Raw genomic sequence first — 20447 nt, 5'->3', positions numbered from 1 at the left:
ATATTTTACCGCATCAATCGCGAGCCCCCCGACATATCCCGTCATTGCGGAAACCCGGCCTCCTGCATCAGCGCATCTGACGCGCGCTCGACATCGCGCTCCATCCGGGCCATGAACTCGGCCCGTCTCAGGCCGGACTCGATGACGGGCAGGAATTCGACCACCGCCAGACCGGGTTTGCGCAGAATACTGTGGCGCGGCCAGAAAACACCGACATTAGTTGCCACCGGCACGCAATCCTGCCCCAGCGCCGCATAGATCGCCCCGGTGCCTATCTTGTACGGCGCCTCTACGCCCGGCGCCACGCGGGTGCCTTGCGGATAGATGATCAGCTGGCCGGGATGCTGCGCACCGCGCGCGACATCGCCCACCATCTTTTTGATCGCTGCGCCCCTCTTGCCCCGATCGACGGGGATACAGCCCATGCGCAGGGCGTATTGGCCCAGAACGGGCGTCCACAGCAGCTCGCGCTTCATGATGAACTTGCCCGCCGGAACAGCGCCAAAGATCAGGATGATGTCGAGAAACGATTGATGCTTGGCCGCGATCATCACCGCGCCCACAGGCGGCGTGCCGCGGATTTCAGTACGCAGCCCCACCATCCAGGCCGCGCTCCACCGGACCCATGCGCAGAACACCTTGCTTGCGGCGCGCGCAGCCTTGGCGCTGAACAGTGCAAAGGGCAGGAACACGATGCCCATCACCGCCATCGCCAGATACATCTGCACGATGAACAACAGCGACCGGACCCATTGAACTGCCATCTTCATGGCATGTTCCCCAAGGTGCGCTGCGCCGCCGCGCGCGTGGCGAAATAGGCGACGCCGCCTGACAGCAGCGGGATCATCAGCGGCAGGATCCAGTGCCAGCCGTGAAAGCCCAGCCCGGTCAAAAAGCCGCCCCCCACCTCGGTGCTTGGCAGCAGCAGAACGGCGAGGCAGCCCAGCACCATGCCCACCGCCGCGCCGCTCAGACCGCGCAGGGTGAACCGCCGCACAAAGGCCTGCGCGATATAGTCATCGCGCGCACCGACAAGGCGCAGCACGCCGATAACCTGCGCATTGGCCGCCAGCGACGCATTGGCTGCCAGCGTGATCATGGCCGCCACCGTGCCGGCAATCAGCAGCAGCGACAGCCAGCCCAGCAGGCGCAGGCGCGAGGCTGCGCGCACCAGTGGTTCGCGCCAGCGGGTGTGATCATCCAGCACCGCGCCGGGCACCTCGGCAGCGAGGCGCAGGCGCAGCCCGGCAGAATCGTAGCCATCGCCGCTCTCGATAATCTCGATCAGTTGGGGGATCGGCAGGCTGTCAATCGGCAGGTCGGGGCCGAACCACGGCTCCAGCAATGCGCGCTGCTCATCGCCGTCCAGCGCGCGGGCGGTGGTGATGCCGGGCGTCGTTTGCAGCACCTTCAGCGCCGCCTCGGTCTGCGCGACCATCTGCCCCTCGGGCGCCGATATCCGCAAGGTCGAGCTGCGCGCCAGCGCGTCTCCCCAGCGATCGGCCAGCCGTCCGGTCGCCAGCGATAACGCCAGTGCAAAGACCGCCAGAAACGCCATCGCGCCGGCCGCGAACAGGGTAAGCCATGCGGTGAATCCCGTCGGCGGCACCACACGATCAGCGCCGGGATTCCCGGCCAGAAAGCTGCGCAACGGGTCCAGATCCAGCTTCACAGATCTACCCCCGCCAATTGTAGCCGCCGGTTGGAAATACGCAGCACGCGGGCCTGAACCTGAGTTTTGGCCGCGCGGATCAGGGCCAGATCGTGGGTGGCGATCACGACCGTCTTGCCCATGCGGTTCAGTTCGAACAAGAGGCGCATCAGGCGCTGTGACATTTCCCAATCGACATTGCCGGTAGGTTCATCCGCCAGGATCACATCGGGCGACATGATGATCGCGCGCGCAAGTGCGGCGCGCTGCCGCTCGCCGCCCGACAGCTCGGGTGGGCGGGCATTCGCGCGCTGCGTCAGGCCGACCCATCCGATCAGCTCGCGCAGGTTCGCATCCTCGACCAGCATGTCACGGTCCGACACCAACAGCGGCAGGGCGATGTTTTCGGCCACGGTAAGATGGTTCAGAAACTGGCAATCCTGATGTACGACCCCGACCCGCCGCCGCACCAGCGCGATGTCATCGCGGGTCAGCGCGCGCATATCGGCATCGAACACCCGCACATGTCCGGCGGTGGGCACCAGCGCACCGTATAGCAGCTTCAGCAACGTTGTCTTGCCCGCGCCAGACGGCCCGGTCAGGAAATGAAACGACCCCGGCGACAGCTGCAGCGAAATATCGCTGAGCAACTCGCCGCCCCCGTAGGAATAGGCCACATTTTCCAGATCGATCACCAGACGCCCCTTATGCCCGTTTGATCCCTAAATGCCCCACTGTCTGGTGCGTTGCAATCGCGGGGCGCAAATCCTTTGCTCTTTTCCGCCATCCCTTTAAGCCCTAGGGTGATCGCAATCAGGACGAACCCCGCCCAAGGGGATAGGAACAGGTGCGACTATGAGGCTGACTTGCCCGAATTGCGGGGCGCAATACGAAGTGCCCGGCGATGTGATCCCGCAGACGGGGCGCGACGTTCAATGCTCCAATTGCAGCAATACGTGGTTTCAGGCCCATGGCGATGAGCCCGCGCCGGGGGATGATGTCGGTACCGCGCAAAAAGCAGCGCAGCCAGCGTCAGACGCGCCGCCATCCGGTGCACCTGTCGACACGCCCGAACAGACATCCGGCCCGACAGACCCGACCGCGCGGCCCGGCAGGCGCGAGATTGATCCCGCCGTCGCCAGCGTTCTGCGCGAAGAGGCCCAGCGCGAAAAACGCGCCCGCGCCGCCGCGCAGGGCGGGCTGGAAACGCAGCCCGACCTGGGGCTGGAAGAGACCAGCGACGAGGATCGCCGCAGCGAGGTGCGCGCGCGCGTGGCCAGTCTGCGCGGCGAGGACAGCAGTCTACCCAAAACCCGCGACCCCGCGCCGCAGGACATTGACCCGACATCGCGCCGCAGCCTTTTCCCCGATATAGAAGAGATCAACTCGTCCCTTGCGCCCGGCGGCGATAGGGCAGAGGCGGATCATCGCGCCTACGCTTTGCCAGCGCCGGACGGGCGTACCAGGTTCCGGCGCGGGTTTCTGGCGGCCGTGCTGATCGCAGTCGCCGCGCTGCTGATCTATGTCTTTGCGCCGCAACTGGCGGATATGCTGCCTGCGCTACGCGGTGTACTGGGCGATTATGTCAATTGGATCGACGGGCTGCGCCAATGGCTGGACGGACAGATTGCGGCGCTGATGCTGTGGCTGGACGGCATGGCATCCACCGCCCCTGCGCCGACCGGCGACAGCGCGCCTGACTGAGGCGCGCAAGGCGGCGCAGGTCGCGTCAGAACAGGTCCAGTAGGCGCCGCAGATAATCACGCTCGACCTGCGGGCGGGCGCCCTCGCCCGAACGGCGGCGCAATTCGTCCAGCAACTCGCGCGCGCGGCGATAGACATCCTCGCCCTGTAGCAGATCGCCCTCGGTTCCGGCGCGGTCGCCCTGCCCGGCAAGGCGCCCCAGCGGATCGGACTGCTGAGCGCCAGTGGCGCCGCCTGCCTGCCCCTGCCCGCCCTGCCGGGTGCTGTTTTCCTCGGCCATCGCCCTGCCCAGATCGCGCATACCGTCGCGCAGCGCATCCATCGCCTCGGCCTGTCGGTCGATCGCGCCCGCCATGTCGCCGCTGCGCAGCGCATCTTCGGCACCGTCCATCGCGTCGCCAGCGCGGTCCAGCGCCTCGCGCGCGCTATCTGCTGCCGCGCCGCTGCCCGGTAGGGTGCCGCGCTGGCGCTCCAATTCCTGACGCAGGGCCTGCTGGCGGTCGGCCAACCCCTCTGGCTGGCCATCTTCGCCGGGTTGAGCGCCTTCACCGCTGCCGCTCGGGTCTTCGTCGCTCTGTCCCTCACGGCTCTGGCCGCGCCCTTGACCGCCACTGCGGCCCTCATTGCCCTGACTTTCGCCAGCGCCGGAGCCGGGGTTGAACTGCTCCTGCAAGTCACGAAACGCCTGATCCGACAGCCCCTGCTGCTGGCGCAGCGTGTCGGCCAGCCCCTCCATCGCCTGACCGCCGGGGCTACCCTCGCCGTCGCCGCCCTGCCCTTCGGTGACGCGCAGGTTTTCCATCATCTCCTGAAACTGGCGCAACGCCTCTTCGGCCTCGGCCATCCGGCCCTGGCGCATCAGATCCTCGATGCGATCCATCATGTCCTGCAAATCCTGCTGGCTCAGCGTGGCGCTGTTCTGATCGCCCGGATCGGGCTGATCGGCGCCGTCCTCCCGCTGGGCCTGCTGGGTTTTCTGGCGCAGGTAATCATCGGTGGCATCGCGTAATTCCTGCATCAGGCGCGCGACTTCATCTTCGCTGGCGCCGTTGCGCATCGCCTCGCTCAGCCGTTCCTGCGCCTCGCGCATCCGTTCCAGCGCATCGGCGATATCGCCATCCTCCAGCGCTACGGCCAGATCCCACAGCGCCTGCGCAAGCGTGTCCCGCGTATCGCCGGGGATGGTGTCATTTTCGGTCGCCGCCTCCAGCCGCCGCAGAATCGTGCGCAGCTTCAGGTAATCGGCCATGTCGCGAAACAGCCCCTCGCCCGGCTGATAAGTAATCGCGCGCAAGACCTGCGCGACGCGCGGCGCATTTGCGGCGGTCCACAGCAGATCGCGCCGCTGCTCGATCACCGCAGCAGCCATCGGATCAAAGAACCGGCGCGCCGGCAGATCCATCGCCAAGGGCGCACTGGTGCCAGTCTGATCCGCCGCATCGCGCACGTCGAGCGTCACAGTCACCGGCATATGCGCCCATGGATGCTGCGTCAGGTTGTCGACCAGCGTTTCGGTAAAATCGGCGCGGTTCCCGGTGATCGGCATCGGCAGGTCCAACACGATGGGATCGCGCGGTTCGGGTTCGGGCGTCAGCCCATAACGGCGGTCGACGTCCTCCAGCACAAGGCGGAACGTCGCGGTCCCCCCCGTCACGCCATAATCGTCCTGCGCCGAGAAAGGCTGACTCATCTGGCCGTCAAAGGTGGTCTTGGCCCCGTCCGCAGTCAGCGTGGCAGTGGGCGGCGCATCTGGAATGGCACGGATATCCCACTTGCGCCCGCCGGGGCCATCGATGGCCAGCGTGCCATCCTGCATCACGTCAAAGCCCTGCTCGGCGTCCGTCGCGGCGCCAATCCCCTCGGTACGGGCCGATACGGTCTCGGCCAGCGCCAGTGCGCCGACCTCGCCGTAAAACCGCAGGGTGACGTGGCTGCCGACCGGGACGTCCAGCCGCGCGCCCTGCTGATCGGCCAGATAGAGGCTGGGCAGCCCGGTATAGGCCGGTGGTTCGATCCAGCCCTCCCATGTGGGGCCGCCTACCAGCGACGCACTACCGCCCTGCGCCAGCTGCGTCGCCGACGTCACCCGCCAGACCGATCCGAACAAGAGCGCCACGACCAACCCCAATAGCGCGATGTAGCGCAGCCCGAACGGATCCAGCCGCGCGATGCGCAGATCGGGGCGAGGTGCACGGGCCGCGCGGGCGGCCTGTTCCATCCGCGTTCGGTGCGCATCCCACAGCGCCTCGGACGCGGCATCACCGCGCCCTATGGCCTGCGCATCACCCAGCGCCTGCAAGGGGCGGCCCGGCAGCGCCGCATCCAACCGCGCCAGCGCCTCGCCCCGACGCGGCCAGCGAAATCGCGCCAACCCGACGACCAGCAGCGCAGCAGCGCCCAGCGCGGCGGCGATCAAAATGCCCGCCGCCAATTCGAACATGACACTATCGTGCAGCCCCAACATCAGCGCCGCCGCCAGCGCCGCCAGCAACGTCCACAACGGCCAGAACGCGCGCACCAGCCGTTCGGCCAGCAACCCCGCCCATGTCAGGGTCAGCGGCAGCCTCAGCCGCGCCTTCAGCGGGCTTGTCTGATTGGGACGCTGGGCCATGAACCTCTCCGGAAACCGGCCCTGCCGCGCGCTAGAGCCATTCTGGAATGGTATCGCGATTTATCATTTCGTCAAAGGTCGGTCGCGCCCGGATCACGGCGAAGTCCTGCCCATTGACCAGCACCTCGGGGATCAGCGGGCGGGTGTTGTATTCGCTCGCCATCACGGCGCCATACGCGCCTGCGCTGCGGAACGCGACCAGATCGCCGGCCTTGAGGCTGGGCATCATGCGCTGGCGCGCAAATGTGTCGCCGCTTTCGCAGACCGGGCCGACGATGTCATAGGGGCGCTGCTCGGCGCCCGGCTCGGGCTCCACCACCGGGACGATATCATGCCAGGCGTCATACATGGCGGGTCGGATCAGATCGTTCATCGCGCCGTCCAGAATCAGAAAATCGCGCCCCTCGCCCGATTTGACATAGATGATCTCGCTCACCATCAGGCCGGCATTGCCCACGATCAGGCGCCCCGGTTCGATCTCGATCTCGCACTCCAGATGGCCCAGCGTGTCCTTGATCATCGCGCCATACTGGCTGGGCAGCGGCGGCGCCTCGTTCCCGCGCGTGTAGGGAATGCCAAGGCCACCACCCAGATCCAGCCGCCTTATGTCATGGCCATCGGCGCGCAGGATTTCGGTCAGCTCGGCGACCTTCTGATAGGCCAGGCGAAACGGCTCCAGATCGGTCAGCTGGCTGCCGATATGGACGTCGATCCCGATCACCTCCAGCCCGGGCAGGCGCGCGGCATGGGCGTAGACCGCGCGCGCGCGGGCAATCGGGATGCCGAACTTGTTCTCGGATTTGCCGGTGGCGATCTTGGCATGGGTCTTGGCGTCCACGTCGGGGTTCACCCGCACGGTGATCGGCGCGCGCAGGCCCAGACCGACGGCCACATCGCTCAGCGCCTGCATCTCGGGCTCGCTCTCGACGTTGAACTGGCGAATGCCGCCCTCCAGCGCCAGACGCATTTCATCGCGGGTCTTGCCGACGCCGGAAAAAACAATCCGCTCACCCGGCACGCCTGCGGCCTTGGCGCGCATATACTCGCCGCCCGACACCACATCCATTCCGGCGCCCAGCCGCGCAAGCGTCTTGAGAATGGCGATGTTGCTGGCCGCTTTCATCGCGTAGCAAACCAGATGATCCATCCCGGCGAGCGCCTCGTTGAACAGGCTGTAGTGCCGCTCCAGCGTGGCGGTGGAATAAACGTAGAACGGCGTGCCCACGGCTGCCGCAATCTCGGCGACCGGCACGTCCTCGGCGTGCAGTACGCCATCCTTGTACAGAAAATGATCCACGCGATACGTCCTTACCCGAACTTATGTTTTTTCTTGGGAAAAATACCCAAATCTGCCCTCACCCCTTGCGCAGACGCTGACCGGGGCGAAACGACGGGCAGGAATGGCAATCAGGCGCAGGAAATATGCCACCCTCTGGAGGATCCCCCAGACGGCCAATGCCGAACAGACATATCTCACAGCGTGGCGCCCGTGTGCACGCTTACGGTGCCACCGATCCACTCATCCGGCTCCGGCTTGGGCGAGGCGTTTCTGGCCGGGGCCAATACGCTGTCCTTCGCGGGTTGGACCGGCGCGCCATCAACACCGCAGGCCGTCAGCGCGATCAGCGCCGCCAAAGCAACCAAATACCTCATGCTAGAACCTCCTGCCAGCGCGTCACCTGCGCGCGCACCTGTTGCGGCGCCGTGCCGCCATAGCTGACCCGGCTGGCGACCGAATTATGCACGCCCAGCACGCCAAACACATCCTCGGTAATGGCGCCGTGGACGCCCTGCATGTCCCCCAGCGTCAGATCGGGCAGATCGCAGCCCTTCTTCTCGGCCAATGCCACCAGCGAGCCGGTCACATGATGCGCCTCGCGAAAGGGCATGCCCAGCACGCGCACCAGCCAATCGGCAAGGTCGGTCGCGGTGGAAAACCCGGTGGCGGCCGCAGCCTCCAGAACGTCACGATTGGCGCTCATGTCGCGCACCATGCCCTCCATCGCGGCCAGCGCCAGCATCAGGTTGTCAGCGGCGTCGAACACCTGCTCCTTGTCTTCCTGCATATCCTTGGAATAGGCCAGCGGCAGGCCCTTCATCACCAGCGTCAGCGCGACATTGGCGCCGAAGATCCGCCCGATCTTGGCGCGGATCAGCTCGGCTGCGTCAGGGTTCTTCTTCTGCGGCATGATCGATGATCCGGTCGAGAACCTGTCGCTGAGCGCGACAAACCGAAACTGCGCCGAGGACCAGATCACCAGCTCTTCTGCCATGCGCGACAGGTGCATCGCGCAAATGCTGGCCGCGCCCAGAAACTCCAGCGCGAAATCGCGATCGCTGACCGCGTCCAGCGAATTCGCAGCGGGCCGGTCAAAGCCCAGCGCCCGCGCCGTCATATCACGGTCGATGGGAAAGGACGTGCCGGCCAGCGCTGCCGCACCCAAGGGGCATTCGTTCATCCGCGCGCGGGCATCACGTACGCGAGAAAGGTCACGCGCGAACATTTCGACATATGCCATCATGTGATGCCCCCACGTCACCGGCTGCGCCACTTGCAGATGGGTAAATCCCGGCATGACCCAATCGGCGCCCGCCCCGGCCTGTGCGACCAAAGCGCGCATCAGCGCCAGCAGCGCGCCCTCGGTCGCGTCCAGCTGATCGCGCACCCACAGCTTGAAATCGGTCGCGACCTGATCGTTGCGCGACCGGCCCGTGTGCAAACGTCCGGCAGGTTCGCCGATAACCTCTTTCAGGCGCGCCTCCACATTCATGTGGATGTCTTCGAGCGCTGCGGAAAATGCGAATGTGCCGCCCTCGATTTCTGCCAGAACGCCGTCCAGCCCTTCCTTCATCGCATCTGCATCACTATCTGTAACGATGCCCGTGGCTGCCAGCATGGCGGCATGGGCCTTCGATCCGGCGATGTCCTGGGCCGCCATCCGCTTGTCGAACCCGATCGAGGCGTTTATCGCCTCCATGATCGCATCGGGCCCGGCGGCGAAACGGCCGCCCCACATCTGGTTCGAAGTCTTGTCTGCCATGCCTTGCCCCTCTGGAGGAAAAATGCGCCTGTCACGTTCCGCTCTGCTTTATCCCGCCCTCGGCCTCGGTGCAATCGCGGTGGGTTTGGCCATCGCCTTTGGCGGCTCGGAGGTCGCACGCGCCGACGCGCCTGCACGCGACTACTCCGCGCTGGCCGCCGAACTGGACGGCGACATGAAGAAGCTGACCTTTCACAGCGCCCCCAAGGCGGTGTCGACCTCGACCTTCACCACCCAGGATGGCGGCACGGCCACGCTGGCCGATTTCGAGGGCAAATATGTGCTGCTGAATTTCTGGGCGACATGGTGCGCGCCCTGCCGCAAGGAAATGCCGATGCTGTCCGAATTGCAGACCGAATTCGGCGGGGATGACTTCGAGGTGCTGACACTTGCCACAGGCCGCAACCCGGTGCCCGCCATCGAGGGTTTCTTTGACGAGATCGGCGTAACCAACCTGCCCACCCACCGCGATCCGGGGCAAAAAGTCGCGCGCGACATGGGCGTTCTGGGCCTGCCGATCACCGTCATCATCGACCCCGAGGGGCGCGAGGTGGCCCGGATGCAGGGCGATGCCCATTGGAGCAGCGACAGCGCCAAGGCGATGATCGCGGGCCTGATCCAGCCGGCCGAGTAGCGCGCAGTGTTTCGGCACGGCCCATTGCAGGCCGGGCACCCCAACGGCTAAAACCGCCGTGTAGCTGCACAGCGGAGGCCCTCATGCCCGTCATCACAAACATTCAGGATCTGCACCGCATCTATCGGCGCCGCGTGCCGCGCATGTTCTACGACTACGCCGAATCGGGCAGCTGGACCGAACAGACCTTTCGCGCCAACAGCAGCGATTTCAACGACATCCTGCTGCGCCAGCGCGTCGCCGTCAACATGGCCGACCGCTCGACCGCCAGCCAGATGATCGGGCAGGACGTGGCGATGCCCGTGGCATTGGCGCCCGTCGGCCTGACTGGCATGCAATGCGCCGATGGCGAGATCAAGGCCGCCCGCGCCGCCGAAAAATTCGGCGTGCCATATACGCTGTCAACCATGTCCATCTGCTCGATCGAGGATGTGGCCGAGCATACGGAAAAGCCATTTTGGCTACAGGTCTATACGCTGAAGGACGATGATTTCATGCAACGCCTGTTCGACCGTGCGAAGGCGGCGAAATGCTCGGCTGCGGTCATCACGGTCGATCTGCAAATGCTGGGCCAGCGGCACAAGGACATCAAGAACGGCCTGTCGGCCCCGCCCAAGCTGACCGTGCGCAGCATCGCCAACATGGCGACCAAGGTGCAATGGGGCCTTGGAATGCTGGGCACGAAACGGCGGTTTTTTGGCAATATCGTCGGCCACGCGCATGGCGTGAGCAGCCCCAGCGATCTGACCTCATGGACGAACGAGGCGTTCGATGCCTCGCTGGACTGGGACCGCATCCGGCAGTTTCGCCGCATGTGGGACGGCCCGCTGATCATCAAGGGCATCATCGATCCGCGCGACGCACTGGAGGCGCTGAATGTCGGCGCCGATGCCATCGTGGTCTCCAACCACGGCGGGCGGCAGCTGGACGGCGCGCTCAGCTCGATCCGCGCACTACCGGCCATCATGGACGCGGTCGGCGGCAAGATCGAGGTGCATCTGGACAGCGGCATCCGCTCGGGTCAGGACGTGCTGAAGGCGCTGGCGATGGGGGCGACCGGCACCTATATCGGGCGCGCCTATATCTACGGGCTGGGCGCCATGGGCGAGGCTGGCGTGACCCGCGCGCTCGACGTCATCCACAAGGAGCTGGACGTATCGATGGCCTTCTGCGGGCATCGCGACATTCGGGGCGTGGACCGTGATATCCTGATGATCCCCAAGGATTTTTCGGACCGCTGGCAATAGGCCGATCGCACGGCGGCGTGTAACGCAACCGCGCCGCCCCCTGCCTTATTCAACGGTGAAGCGGGTATCTACTGTCGCGTGTCCAGTACACGCAGCGCGCCGTATCACTTTGCGTCCCGGTCTCTGTCGAAAGTGGACGCAATGCACGACAGTTTCCGGTCAGTCGCGCCTATGTGACCTGCTGGAAAATTGATTTCAGGGGTGCATCAAAGCGCGCGCAACAGCGGCGCGAACGAAACAAGGACGAAACAGAAAAGAGCAAAACTTCTATCTCCGCTCAGGATCGAACTGATAAGAATCCCAAAAATAATAAATAAAATCAAAATGGTGCGGGTGAAGGGACTCGAACCCCCACGCCAAAGGCGCCAGAACCTAAATCTGGTGCGTCTACCAGTTCCGCCACACCCGCACTGCTCCGCGCAGCCATCAGCCTAGCGGTGCCAGCCCCTCCTACCGCAGCACAAGTGCCGATGCGAGAGGGAAAATGGTCGCCCAGGCGTCCGCCCCGCAAAAAAGGGGCGCCAAACGGAGTGTTGAGGGTGTTGCGCCAAATTACGAGCAGATAAAAGCACGCACATGCGAAACCCGACGCGCGACATCGCTTGCGATCAAACCCTGATGGCCCTTCGCAGCCCGCTGAAATGCTATCCGCCAGCGTCATTCGGACGCTTGACGGTGAAATGTCGGGCGTGCACCTTTGGCCGGGGGATTGCATCATCTCAGGAGGCTTCGGCATTGCGTTACCCTGGTCGATGCATCGCCATCGGTTGCGCTACCGCCCAGGATTCAGCATATCCTCATTCGGCAGATTCCAATGCCGACGCAGGCCATGACGCCGCATGAATTAAGTTTCGAGTCTCGCAAGGTCATCATGCTGGGGCGGCAAAGTTGGCCACGGCAACGGCGCATCGCGCACAGGCCCTGGCCGCCTGAGCGCTCCCTCCACCAATGCCTTTCGCAGCGATCAGACCCCCAAGCCGACCATGATGGCCGGCAGCGCTTCGGGCAGATCTTCGGCGATCAGGCCGGGGCCGATATGTCGCGCGCATGCTGCGTGCAGGCAGACAGCCAACTGCGCGGCGTCCATCGGCGTAAGGCCGCGCGCCATCAGCCCTGCTATGAACCCGGCCAGCACGTCCCCGGCCCCGGCCGTCGCCAACCACGGCGTCGCAGCGTCGCCGCGCGCCGCATGTATGGCGCAGCTGCCGTCCGGCCCGGCAATCACCGTATCCGCGCCCTTGAGCAGCACGGTACACCCCGCCCGCCGGGCCGCCGCGCGGACAGCATCAGCGCGGCGGCCGCCCTCTGCCGGACCCCAGCGGCGCACCAGATCGGGAAAGAGCCGGGCGAATTCGCCCTCGTGCGGCGTCAACACGCAAGCCGGGTGCAGGAATTTGAAAAGGGCCGCATCCCTGCCCAGCGCCGTCAGGGCATCTGCATCCAGCACGGTGGGACGCGCGCCGCCCAGCGCGGATGCCGCCAGCGCCGCTGCGCTGTCCACTCCCATGCCCGGCCCGAGGCACAGCGCCCCGATACGTGCGTCCTGCAACGCGGCCTCCAGCGCCTCCGCATCCGCGATCCGCGTCAGCATGATGGCGGTGATGTGCATCGCCACCTCCATCTGTGCAGCAGGTGGCACGCCCAGCGTGACCAGCCCGGCGCCGATCCTCAGCGCCCCGCGCGCCGCGAGCCGCGCCGCGCCGGTCTGCCCGGCGCCACCTGACAACACCAACAGGTGACCGTGGTCATATTTGTGGCCATCGGGCATTTTGCGCAGCGCGGTGATGCCATCTGATGTCATCGTGATCTGGCGTGGCTCTGAGAGCATCTGTGCCTCCGGCGGGAACCTTGAGTGGAAAGTAGATCTTAGCACATTGATTTTCAATGTTTTTTAGATCTCCCTCGATGTGTCACACACGAATGCCGGGATTTGTGGCGCGTTCACCGTATTTGAAGGCTTGCCGTCGCAATTATGATGAAGGCTTTGAAGCTCCGGTCAGTCTTGCATGACCACATTGCTACCTCCTGCTTTCGGTTCGCCGAAGTAGTCTTCGATCAAGTGCCGCCATTTGTAGGCTTCTTGTCGAACTCGGTTGGGGACCTCCGGTTGGATTTTGGTCGCGCACCATCAGGTCATTGCGCAGCCAATGCCGACGGCTTCCTCCTTCCCAGGTTTGCGGAGATTAGGTGCGTCGCGCGCCAAGGTCTGCAATTCGAACAAAATGGCCATTCGCTGTTGGCATTGCCCGTTAGGTAGAATTGCCTATATCACCCGAAGACGCTGTTAAATACCATGAGTTGACGCCACAAATGGGTCCGTGACCAATAACACGGCCGCCATCGCGTGGGTGATCTTGCAATCAGCCTTTGGGGATGGAATGACGATATGAAAACGTCCTTGGGTCTTGTGCTGGCGCTTTGCCTCGCGGGCCTTCAGTTCCTCGCAATTATCGTCGTTGTATCGTCGTCCTATCTATCGTCAGAACGCGTCTTGCTTGACCATGCGCGCAGCTTGCTGAGGGACGTGGGCATCAACACAATTGTGCATTCCCAAGGTTTTCTCGATCCTGCGCAAGGAGCTGCAGAACTGGCGGCGCGTCTTGCTGAAAATAGAATTGTTGCCAGCGAGAACAGGCAGCTTCTTGAGAAGCTTCTTTTTCAGCAGCTACAGATAGCACCGCAATTGGCCGGGCTTTATTTTGGCGACCGGGAGGGAAACTTTGTATACGTAATGCGCAGCGAGGAAATTGCGCCATTTCGCTCCAAGATCGTCACGCGCAATGCGGACGGTCACAGAACGGAGTTTGTCTGGAGGGCGGACGACTTCACGATTGTGGATAGTCGCACGGATCCCAACGATACTTTCGACCCGAGAGAACGCCCTTGGTATCAGGAAGCCAAGCAGCAAAACGGTATGATTTGGACGGACCCTTACATATTCTTTAGCTCTCAAATGCCTGGAATAACGATCGCCGCGCCAGTCGTGGGGACCAGTGGTCAGGTGCAGGGCGTGATCGGCGTCGACATCGAGATCAGTGCTATTTCCGACTTTCTATCCACCCTAAAGATCGGCGAAAATGGCACGGCGCTGATCGTGAACAAAAATGGCGACGTCATTGCTCACCCTAAACCAGAATTACTGAAAGCGGCAAATCCAGACGGCACCTTTCGGTTACCCGGCATCGATGAAGTCGATGACGCTATTGCCCGCGAGGCATTCGGGAATCCTTCCAAGATGGAGTTTGTGCCCGTCGACACCGAAACTTACGCTGAGTTCACCTACGAAGGTGCTGATTTTGTCTCGACCATCATGCCGATCATGAGCGCTGAACTACCGTGGACAATTGCTGTATACGCGCCAAAGATGGACTTCATCGGTACTATTATTGAAAATAGGACGCGCGATATTTGGATTGCAGTTCTCGTCGCCATATTGACCGGAGTTGTGGGGCTGATGCTCGCGAACTACATCACCAAGCCAGTTCGGGCATTTGCTGTACGCGCAGCGCTGATTTCACAAGGTGAGATTGCCCCATCCGCACCAAGCCCCAAAACCTACAAAGAGCTTGAACGCGCCAACGAGACACTTGTAAGCGAGATTCTGCAACGAAAGAAATCGGAGCGGGAATACGGACAAACATTTAATCTATCGTCTCGCGGGATGGTGCAGATCTCGCCGGATACAGGCCAGTTCACGCGCGCAAATGCAAAGTTTTCTGATATCGTAGGCTATTCAATCAATGAGATTTTGCAAATGACGGAAGCCGACCTGTCACATCCCGGTGATCCGATGGTTTTCCCGAACTTCACCAGTGACAATCTGGAGAATGGCGGTTCAAGTATTGAAAAGCGCTGCATCCGAAAGGACGGCGAAACGATCTGGATTAAAGTGAACGCAATCATGATCCGCGACAATGACGGTAAGCCGCTTCACGCGGTGGCGACGATTGATGACGTCACGCAAAGCAAAATTACCGAGGCTCAGATCAACAAGCTTAATAGGGATCTCTCGCATCTTGCGCGTGGCGAGCTGTTGGGCCGGATGGCTGCTGGCCTTGCCCACGAGTTGAATCAACCTCTTACAGCGATTACTCAGAATGCCGATGCTGCCATTCTCACGGCAACCAGTGGATCAGAGCACAAAGGCGAACTGGTGCGGATCCTGAATGATCTGGATCAACAGGCCCACCGTGCTGCAGACATCGTCAAGGCTCTGCGTGGTTTTGCGCGAAAAGGCGAAGAATGGAAAGCCCCGTTCGATCTGACCGAGCTGATTGGGCAGACCCTGCTGCTGGTTTTGCCAGAAGCAACAGAGCATGATGTTCGAATTTCGGTCGCGGCCGATGATCTGCCACAGGTCTATGGCATCCGGGTCCAGGTCGCCCAGGTCATTGTCAACCTGCTTCGCAACGCGATTGAGGCCATCATAAGCAGCGGAGTCAACAAGAAGACCATCAACGTGAGCGCGTCTGTCGAAGGCGATTTCGTGAAGGTCTGCATCGAAGATAGCGGACCTGGAGTTGACCCACAGCTTGGACTTTTTGCACAGTTTGAAACCACCAAAAACACCGGCATGGGTCTGGGGCTATCGATATGCCGCTCAATCATCGAAGCTGGCGGCGGACGGATTTGGTATGAAGCGAGTGACGATCTCGGCGCTCGTTTCCAGTTTACGATCCCGACGACAGCATGATGGCGCACGGCACATTTCATAGTATCAAGGCAAGCGTCGACTGTGTGGCCGTGCGCGGGCAACCGCTAGGCAATTTTCCCAACCCGGGGGCTCCTTGCCCCCACCTCCAGCACATCACAATTGTTTCTTTCCTACAAAACCCGCGTAAGAGAGTCGGTGCAAATACCACCTGTCGCGATGCGTTGAGCTCTCAAGATAAAGGGAACTGTTTTGATGCCCGAAACTGAACCGACGGTCTATATCATTGATGATGACGGCGATATTCGCTCGTCCCTATCGCGCGCCTTGACCAAGCGTGGGTTTGACGTGCTGGCATTTGCGTCTGCCAAGGATTTTCTGGACGCGCATGATTCCAGTATTTCGGGGTGTATCATCCTGGACTATGGGATGCCGGAAATGACCGGGCTAGAACTTCAGAAAAAACTTATCGCCGATGGTTTTACCATACCAATGATCTTTATCACAGGCCATGGCGGCGTGCCGGAGTCAGTTCAAGCCATGAAAGCCGGAGCCATAGATTTCCTTGAGAAACCTTTTCGAACTGAAATACTTGTTAAACATATCAGATTGGCGCTGGAAACTGCCGCAGCAACGAGCGAAAGCCGTGAGAAAGCGCGGCAGGCGCGGATCAAGTTGGAAACCCTCACGTCTCGCGAAACAGAAATCGTGGCAATGATCGTTTCCAATCCGTCCAATACCACCAGCAAGGAGATCGCCCGCGCCCTAGATATAAGTCCGCGAACGGTGGATCATCACCGCGCCCGCATTTTGGAAAAAATGCAAATAAAATCCATTGTTGAACTCGTGGATCTCGCCGTCGTTTCCAAAACCTTTACAAGTTAGCGTCCACCTTCTGAGATAGGCAAATCTACCTAGGCAATGCTACGAGTATATTTTACCGATGGGATCAGGTAGATTGTCCAAATCGTCTTATCGCCCCAATACGCGATGTATTTTGGACGATGAGTAAAGGTGTATTTTAGCTGACGAGTAAGGCTGTTTGCGATTGCCATTTCACAATGAAGGGCCGAAGGTTTGGTTCGGCGAAGATACGTTTAGAAAAAAGTAATCTAATGCTTGTTGGTGTGTCGCTTGCGCAGAGCGGCACGCCAGCAAGTGACTCTGCGAATACAGCAAATTTCCGGTTCTGTCCTTTTGCCTCTGGCGGATTCCGCCCACTGGCAAAAAAGGGCTGCAACGTCAGGGCGTACGCGCTTCGCGTGATGCGGCAAAATTTGCAGTGGCGGGGATAGTTGGGGCAAGAAGAAAAGCTATCATGCCTTTTATCGCCCCGGCGTCCTGCGGATTTGCGAGGACCGCGCAGCGGTGGCTCGGGGCGCTGCTCTGCTCATTTGGCAGGCTTGGCGCTTAAATTTTAGGCACCGCAGATTTATTTTCATATCCTGCCCCCGGCCCCGCGTCCTGCCGGATTGAGCAATGCGAACAATCGTGGTTTGACACGGCTCAAGATCACGCGCGCCAAGGAGCCATGGGTATGAAAAAGATCGAAGCGATCATCAAACCGTTCAAGCTGGACGAGGTAAAGGAGGCCCTTCAAGACGCCGGGATCCAAGGCCTGAGCGTCATCGAGGTCAAGGGATTCGGCCGCCAGAAAGGCCATACCGAACTGTATCGCGGCGCCGAATATGTCGTCGATTTCCTGCCCAAGGTAAAAATCGAGGTGGTGCTGGATGACGATCAGGTCGACGGCGCCATCGAGGCCATCATTGACGCCGCCAAGACCGACAAGATCGGCGACGGCAAGATTTTCGTCAGCCCGGTCGAACAGGCCATCCGCATCCGCACCGGTGAGTCCGGCTCGGACGCGCTGTAACAGACACCAATCCAAGGGAAATTCACACCATGAGCGCATCTGACCTGCTGAGCACCATCAAGGATGAGGGCGTCGAATATGTCGACATCCGCTTTACCGATCCGCGCGGCACCTTGCAGCACGTGACCATCGCGGTCGACCTGGTCGACGAGGATTTCATCGAGGAAGGCTTCATGTTCGACGGTTCTTCCATCGCCGGCTGGAAGTCGATCGAAGCCTCGGACATGAAGCTGATGATGGACACCGATACCGCCTATATCGATCCGTTCTATGCCGAAAAAACGCTGTGCGTGCATTGCTCGGTGGTCGAGCCGGACACGGGCGAACCCTACGACCGCGACCCGCGCGGCACCGCCGAAAAGGCCGAGGCCTATCTGAAATCGTCGGGCATTGGCGACGTGGCCTATATGGGGCCGGAGGCCGAGTTCTTCTTGTTCGACGACGTGCGGTTCTCCAACACCATCAACAAGGTGTCCTACCAGGTCGACGCGCAGGACGGCTCGTGGAATTCGGATACCGAATACGAGATGGGCAACATGGGCCACCGCCCCGGCCTGAAGGGCGGGTATTTCCCGGTGAACCCAACCGACGACGCACATGACATCCGCAGCGAAATGCTGTCGACGATGAAGCGCCTCGGCATGAAGGTGGACAAGCATCACCACGAAGTCGGCAGCTGCCAGCATGAGCTGGGCCTGATCTTTGGCACGCTGACGACGCAGGCCGACGAGATCATGAAATACAAATATGTGATCCACAACGTCGCGCAGGCCTATGGCAAGTCGGCAACATTCATGCCCAAGCCCATCTTCGGCGACAACGGCAGTGGCATGCATGTCAACATGTCAATCTGGAAGGACGGCAAGCCGTTGTTCGCAGGCGACAAATACGCCGACCTCAGCCAGGAGGCGCTGTGGTTCATCGGCGGCATCCTGAAGCATGCCAAATCGCTGAACGGCTTCACCAACCCCACGACCAACAGTTACAAGCGGCTGGTCCCCGGTTTCGAGGCGCCCGTTCTGCTGGCCTATTCGGCGCGCAACCGGTCGGGCTGCGTGCGTATTCCGTGGACCGAATCGCCCAAGGCGAAGCGGGTCGAGGCGCGTTTTCCCGATCCGGCGGCAAACCCCTATCTGTGCTTCTCGGCGCTGCTGATGGCCGGCCTTGACGGGATCAAGAACAAGATCGATCCCGGCGAAGCCATGGACAAGAACCTGTATGATCTGCCCGCCGAAGAGCTGAAGGGCATCCCCACAGTCTGCGGCAGCCTGCGCGAAGCCATCGAAGCACTGCAGGCCGATCACGACTATCTTCTGGCCGGTGACGTCTTCACCAAAAGCCAGATCGAGGGCTACGTCGCGTTGAAACTGGCCGAGGCGCTGAAATACGACCAGACGCCGCATCCGGTGGAATTCCAGATGTACTACAGCTGCTGATTGCAGCGACCAGGAGCGAATTGAGAGCGGGCGGAAACGTCCGCTCTTTTTCGTGGGCTGGGCACTCACTCTGCTCTTCATGTGCAAAACCGTCATGCATGTCGCAAACGGAAACGACAGAATTTAGCTGCTCCGCCACGCTGCCCCCAACCACAGCGCCGGAGCAGCCCAATGAACACGCATTACCGCGACACCCGCAAGATCGATCCCACCCGCGGCGCCACGCTGGGCGACAACACCCCGAACGATGCGGACAGGGTCGAAATCGGGCCGACGCGGCTGGCTTACGGCGAGTGGGCCGCGGCGGGGCTGGATCTGCCTGATTTACAGGAAATGCGGCGGTATCGGTGGGAGCGGCTGACGCGATTCATCAATGATCGCGGGTATGCGGGGCTGCTGGTGTTCGACCCGCTGAACATCCGATACGCCACCGACAGCACCAACATGCAGTTGTGGAACACGCATAACCCGTTCCGCGCCGTGCTGCTGTGTGCCGATGGCTACATGGTGATCTGGGACTATAAAAATTCCCCATTCCTCAGCGAGTTCAATCCGCTCGTGCGCGAGCAGCGCAGCGGCGCGGACCTGTTTTATTTCGACCGGGGCGACAAGGTGGACGTGGCCGCCGATGTTTTCTCGAACGAGGTGCGCCTTCTCTTGGCTGAACATGCCCCCGGCAACAACCGGCTGGCCGTGGACAAGATCATGCTGCACGGCTTGCGCGCGCTGGAGGCGCAAGGGCTGGACATCCTGCCCGGCGAGGAACTGACCGAGAAGTGCCGCGCCGTCAAAGGCCCGGACGAAATCCGTGCCATGCGCTGCGCGTCCCATGCCTGCGAGGTTGCAGTAAAGGCGATGGAGGACGCCGCCCGCGTCGGCGTGCCCGGCGGCGACATGTCCGAAGATGACATCTGGGCCGTCCTGCACGCCGAAAACATCCGCCGCGGCGGCGAGTGGATCGAAACCCGCCTGCTGACCTCCGGGCCGCGCACGAACCCGTGGTTTCAGGAATGTGGCGGGCGGCTGGTACAGAATAACGAGATTGTGGCGTTCGATACCGATCTGATCGGCAGCTACGGCATCTGCGTCGATATCAGCCGCACATGGTGGATCGGCGACGCGAAACCACGCCCCGACATGATCTATGCCATGCAGCACGGCATCGAGCATATTCAGCGCAATATGGAGCTGCTGCGCCCCGGCATCACCGTGCCGGAAATCACCGAACGCGCGCACCGGCTGGATGCCCAGTATCAACGTGGCAAATATGGCTGCCTCATGCACGGCGTTGGCCTGTGCGATGAATGGCCGCTGGTCGCCTATCACGATCAGGCCGTACCGGGGGCGTTCGACTATCCGCTGGAGCCCGGCATGACGCTGTGCGTCGAGGCGCTGATCAGCCCCGAGGGGGGCGATTTTTCGATCAAGCTGGAGGATCAGGTGCTGATCACCGAAGGCGGGTATGAGAACCTGACGACCTATCCGTTCGATCCGGCGCTGACGGGGGCATAGTGCTGACGTCACCTTGCCGTGACAAGTGATGCCGAAGGGGTGCAACCTGCGCACGACGTGCCTATTCTCGGGTTTCAGCACGAG

At 61.9% G+C, this 20447-nt stretch carries 15 protein-coding genes, 1 tRNA gene and 1 pseudogene; 8 read left to right on the top strand and 9 right to left on the bottom strand.

Features of this window, described 5'->3' with window-relative positions:
- Positions 1 to 41: 41 nt before the first annotated feature.
- Genes FGD77_RS10185 through FGD77_RS10175 form a run of 3 tightly spaced genes read right to left on the bottom strand, consistent with a single transcriptional unit; the run spans position 42 to position 2346 of the window.
- Positions 42 to 770 carry a 1-acyl-sn-glycerol-3-phosphate acyltransferase gene (locus FGD77_RS10185; RefSeq protein ID WP_255009160.1) on the bottom strand — a complete coding sequence of 243 codons (729 nt, stop codon included), beginning with the start codon at positions 768 to 770 and terminating at the stop codon, positions 42 to 44.
- Positions 767 to 1672, bottom strand: a complete 906-nt coding sequence (locus FGD77_RS10180; RefSeq protein ID WP_255009158.1) for an FtsX-like permease family protein — start codon at positions 1670 to 1672, stop codon at positions 767 to 769. Before FGD77_RS10180 ends, FGD77_RS10185 begins: the two co-directional genes overlap by 4 nt.
- Entirely contained in the window at positions 1669 to 2346 is a 678-nt protein-coding gene (locus FGD77_RS10175) for an ATP-binding cassette domain-containing protein (RefSeq protein WP_255009154.1), read from the bottom strand. Before FGD77_RS10175 ends, FGD77_RS10180 begins: the two co-directional genes overlap by 4 nt.
- A 160-nt stretch (positions 2347 to 2506) precedes the next feature.
- On the opposite strand from FGD77_RS10175, the gene FGD77_RS10170 reads away from it, so the two are divergent.
- Positions 2507 to 3355 carry a zinc-ribbon domain-containing protein gene (locus FGD77_RS10170; protein WP_255009152.1) on the top strand — a complete coding sequence of 283 codons (849 nt, stop codon included), beginning with the start codon at positions 2507 to 2509 and terminating at the stop codon, positions 3353 to 3355.
- A 25-nt stretch (positions 3356 to 3380) separates the two neighbouring features.
- Here the strand turns inward: FGD77_RS10170 and FGD77_RS10165 are convergent, their stop codons facing one another.
- The 4 genes from FGD77_RS10165 to argH form a co-directional block, all read right to left on the bottom strand.
- Positions 3381 to 5966, bottom strand: a complete 2586-nt coding sequence (locus tag FGD77_RS10165; RefSeq protein ID WP_255009150.1) for a TIGR02302 family protein — start codon at positions 5964 to 5966, stop codon at positions 3381 to 3383.
- Positions 5967 to 5997: 31 nt separating this feature from the next.
- Complete coding sequence (gene lysA / locus FGD77_RS10160) at positions 5998 to 7263, bottom strand: diaminopimelate decarboxylase (RefSeq protein WP_255009148.1); 1266 nt, start codon at positions 7261 to 7263, stop codon at positions 5998 to 6000.
- 176 nt (positions 7264 to 7439) lie between these two features.
- Positions 7440 to 7619 (bottom strand): hypothetical protein, encoded by a 180-nt coding sequence (locus FGD77_RS10155; protein ID WP_255009146.1) that lies wholly within the window; start codon positions 7617 to 7619, stop codon positions 7440 to 7442.
- Complete coding sequence (argH, locus tag FGD77_RS10150; RefSeq protein ID WP_255009145.1) at positions 7616 to 9007, bottom strand: argininosuccinate lyase; 1392 nt, start codon at positions 9005 to 9007, stop codon at positions 7616 to 7618. The genes FGD77_RS10155 and argH overlap by 4 nt, the downstream gene beginning before the upstream one ends.
- Positions 9008 to 9029: 22 nt before the next feature.
- Here argH and FGD77_RS10145 point away from each other — a divergent pair, with 22 nt between their 5' ends.
- Both FGD77_RS10145 and FGD77_RS10140 read left to right on the top strand, forming a co-directional pair.
- Positions 9030 to 9641, top strand: coding sequence for a TlpA disulfide reductase family protein (locus FGD77_RS10145; RefSeq protein WP_255009144.1), 612 nt, complete (start codon positions 9030 to 9032; stop codon positions 9639 to 9641).
- Between the two features lie 83 nt (positions 9642 to 9724).
- Entirely contained in the window at positions 9725 to 10888 is a 1164-nt protein-coding gene (locus FGD77_RS10140; RefSeq protein ID WP_255009143.1) for an alpha-hydroxy acid oxidase, read from the top strand.
- 325 nt (positions 10889 to 11213) lie between these two features.
- Here FGD77_RS10140 and FGD77_RS10135 read toward each other — a convergent pair.
- A tRNA-Leu gene (locus FGD77_RS10135) sits at positions 11214 to 11297 on the bottom strand.
- A 555-nt stretch (positions 11298 to 11852) separates the two neighbouring features.
- Positions 11853 to 12647, bottom strand: a pseudogene (locus FGD77_RS10130) (NAD(P)H-hydrate dehydratase); the annotation flags it as partial.
- A gap of 627 nt (positions 12648 to 13274) precedes the next feature.
- Between FGD77_RS10130 and FGD77_RS10125 the strand changes: the two are divergent.
- The 5 genes from FGD77_RS10125 (at position 13275) to dddP (ending at position 20363) form a co-directional block, all read left to right on the top strand.
- Positions 13275 to 15581: a cache domain-containing protein gene (locus tag FGD77_RS10125; protein WP_255009141.1), complete on the top strand. Its 2307-nt coding sequence runs from the start codon at positions 13275 to 13277 to the stop codon at positions 15579 to 15581.
- 213 nt (positions 15582 to 15794) lie between these two features.
- The gene (locus FGD77_RS10120) at positions 15795 to 16424 is read left to right on the top strand and encodes a response regulator transcription factor (protein WP_255009139.1); all 630 of its coding nucleotides are present in this window, start codon (positions 15795 to 15797) and stop codon (positions 16422 to 16424) included.
- A 652-nt stretch (positions 16425 to 17076) separates the two neighbouring features.
- Positions 17077 to 17415 carry a P-II family nitrogen regulator gene (locus FGD77_RS10115; RefSeq protein WP_108692430.1) on the top strand — a complete coding sequence of 113 codons (339 nt, stop codon included), beginning with the start codon at positions 17077 to 17079 and terminating at the stop codon, positions 17413 to 17415.
- A gap of 29 nt (positions 17416 to 17444) precedes the next feature.
- Positions 17445 to 18851, top strand: a complete 1407-nt coding sequence (gene glnA, locus FGD77_RS10110; RefSeq protein WP_255009138.1) for a type I glutamate--ammonia ligase — start codon at positions 17445 to 17447, stop codon at positions 18849 to 18851.
- A gap of 171 nt (positions 18852 to 19022) precedes the next feature.
- Positions 19023 to 20363, top strand: a complete 1341-nt coding sequence (gene dddP / locus FGD77_RS10105; RefSeq protein WP_255009137.1) for a dimethylsulfonioproprionate lyase DddP — start codon at positions 19023 to 19025, stop codon at positions 20361 to 20363.
- The last annotated feature ends 84 nt before the right edge of the window (positions 20364 to 20447 follow it).

Source organism: Roseovarius sp. M141, from assembly GCF_024355225.1.
Classification (GTDB): Bacteria; Pseudomonadota; Alphaproteobacteria; order Rhodobacterales; family Rhodobacteraceae; genus Roseovarius.
The sequence above is the reverse complement of the archived record's forward strand: the minus strand, read 5'-3'. Positions and strand labels throughout refer to the sequence as shown.

What these genes read in the sequence shown, in the direction of transcription:
- FGD77_RS10185 (WP_255009160.1), bottom strand. Translation starts at nt 770, where the DNA reads ATGAAGATGGCAGTTCAATGGGTCCGGTCGCTGTTGTTCATCGTGCAG.
- FGD77_RS10170 (WP_255009152.1), top strand. Translation starts at nt 2,507, where the DNA reads ATGAGGCTGACTTGCCCGAATTGCGGGGCGCAATACGAAGTGCCCGGC.
- FGD77_RS10165 (WP_255009150.1), bottom strand. Translation starts at nt 5,966, where the DNA reads ATGGCCCAGCGTCCCAATCAGACAAGCCCGCTGAAGGCGCGGCTGAGG.
- FGD77_RS10155 (WP_255009146.1), bottom strand. Translation starts at nt 7,619, where the DNA reads ATGAGGTATTTGGTTGCTTTGGCGGCGCTGATCGCGCTGACGGCCTGC.
- argH (WP_255009145.1), bottom strand. Translation starts at nt 9,007, where the DNA reads ATGGCAGACAAGACTTCGAACCAGATGTGGGGCGGCCGTTTCGCCGCC.
- FGD77_RS10145 (WP_255009144.1), top strand. Translation starts at nt 9,030, where the DNA reads ATGCGCCTGTCACGTTCCGCTCTGCTTTATCCCGCCCTCGGCCTCGGT.
- FGD77_RS10140 (WP_255009143.1), top strand. Translation starts at nt 9,725, where the DNA reads ATGCCCGTCATCACAAACATTCAGGATCTGCACCGCATCTATCGGCGC.
- FGD77_RS10125 (WP_255009141.1), top strand. Translation starts at nt 13,275, where the DNA reads ATGAAAACGTCCTTGGGTCTTGTGCTGGCGCTTTGCCTCGCGGGCCTT.
- FGD77_RS10120 (WP_255009139.1), top strand. Translation starts at nt 15,795, where the DNA reads ATGCCCGAAACTGAACCGACGGTCTATATCATTGATGATGACGGCGAT.
- FGD77_RS10115 (WP_108692430.1), top strand. Translation starts at nt 17,077, where the DNA reads ATGAAAAAGATCGAAGCGATCATCAAACCGTTCAAGCTGGACGAGGTA.
- glnA (WP_255009138.1), top strand. Translation starts at nt 17,445, where the DNA reads ATGAGCGCATCTGACCTGCTGAGCACCATCAAGGATGAGGGCGTCGAA.
- dddP (WP_255009137.1), top strand. Translation starts at nt 19,023, where the DNA reads ATGAACACGCATTACCGCGACACCCGCAAGATCGATCCCACCCGCGGC.